The following is a 1,610-nucleotide window of genomic DNA, read 5'->3' as shown; positions in this document are numbered from 1 at the left end:
AAGGTGAAGGTGGTGCCGTTGACGACCAGCGTCTCACCGGAGGTGATGCCGGTGGCGAGGTTGTTCGACGCGGTGCCTGCCGTACCCGACAGCTTGGTCGAGCCGGTGATCGCCACCGCGCTCGAGGTATTGTCGTTGTTCACGACCGAGCCGGTCACAGCTGTCGAGCTGGAGCCGAGCAGGTCGGTGGCGGTCGCGCCGGTCAGAGCCGCCGAGGTGACGCTGGACTTGGTGGAATAGCCCACGGAGCTCTGCAGCACCTGGTTGGCGATCGACTTGGCGCTGTCGACGAGCTTCTGCAACGAGGTGATGCCGGTGTTGGCGGCCTGCAGCACCTGCACGCCATTGCCGATGCCGTCGAGCAGATTGGAGATGTCGGAAGCGCGGTTGTCGAGACCCTGGGCGGTGAAGAAGTTGGTCGGATTGTCGAGCGCCGAGTTGACCTTCTTGCCCGTGGAGAGATTGTTCTGGGTGGTGGCGAGGAGCTGAGCCGTCGACTGAAGCGAGAGCAGATTCTGACGCACCGACGCCGAGAGAACAATACCTGACATTTTCATACCCTTCTGGTGTGAAACAAACTGCCCGATCCATTCAGGATCAAGGCGAAGCCCGTCGGTGACTGCACCACCGGGCGACGGGCGTTAAGGTAAATGCGAGCGGCTAACAAACAGTGAAGTCACGACCGCTCGCGGTCCCCGATGCGCGGCATCGGCACGGCCGCGCATCGGCGATTCGCCGCGGATCACCTTGAAAACACCGCATATTCGCCGGGCGTGCGCGGCCGTTTACCGTCCGTTAACCATGATCGGAAAGGATTGCTGCGCGCCGACCGATCGAGCGCGCAGACTCCCCGCGCGATCTAGACTGGCAGCTGGACCGGTCATCGGCCTCGACGCAGCAGGTTCGGCGCCACGCCGATGCGGCAACGGAGAATGAGAATGGCCCTGAAAGTCGAACTGAAGCCGCATGAGCGCATCATCATCGGCTCCTGCGTGATCACCAACACCGACCAGCGCGCGCGTCTCCTGATCGACGGCGAGAACATTCCGATCCTGCGCGAGAAGGACATCCTGACGCCGGAGACGGCCGACACGCCGGCCAAGCTCGTCTATCTTGCGGTCCAGCTGATGTACATCTCGCCGGGGGCAGACGCGGATCACGGCACCTATTTCAACCTGCTGCGCGACATCATCACGACGGTGCCGAGCGCCTGGCCGATCATCGAGGCGATCAACGGCCATATCCTCAACGGCGATCTCTACCAGGCGCTGAAGGAAGCCAAGAAGCTCGTCGCCTATGAGAAGAAGCTGATCGAGCAGGCTGAAGCCGAACAGCAGGACAAGCCGGTGAGCTCGGCGGCCTGAGCTTTCGCCTCCTCACCCGACATCGAAGGCCCGGCTCGCCGGTCGCGAGGCCGGGCCTTTCGATTTTTTGCGCGATCGCCAAGCTACGCCGCAGCAATGTCGGACCTTATCCTCCGATAAAAAGGCGGCGGGGTTTCCCCCGCCGCCCTGGTCGTCGAGATGCGATGCTTGCGGATCAGCGCAGCAGCTGCAGCACGCTCGCCTGCGACTGGTTGGCGAGCGACAGCGCGGACACCGCGATCGACT

The 1,610-nt window shown here is 63.0% G+C and carries 1 protein-coding gene and 1 pseudogene; one reads left to right on the top strand and one right to left on the bottom strand.

Annotated elements, in window-relative coordinates; translation table 11 throughout:
* Window positions 1-551: pseudogene (locus QX124_RS31800) on the bottom strand (flagellar protein); the annotation flags it as partial.
* A 387-nt stretch (window positions 552-938) separates the two neighbouring features.
* Between QX124_RS31800 and flbT the strand changes: the two are divergent.
* Window positions 939-1,364: a flagellar biosynthesis repressor FlbT gene (gene flbT / locus QX124_RS31795; protein WP_315715996.1), complete on the top strand. Its 426-nt coding sequence runs from the start codon at window positions 939-941 to the stop codon at window positions 1,362-1,364.
* Window positions 1,365-1,610: the final 246 nt, after the last annotated feature.

This window comes from Bradyrhizobium sp. SZCCHNRI3043 (assembly GCF_032377735.1).
Classification (GTDB): Bacteria; Pseudomonadota; Alphaproteobacteria; order Rhizobiales; family Xanthobacteraceae; genus Bradyrhizobium.
The sequence above is the reverse complement of the archived record's forward strand: the minus strand, read 5'-3'. Positions and strand labels throughout refer to the sequence as shown.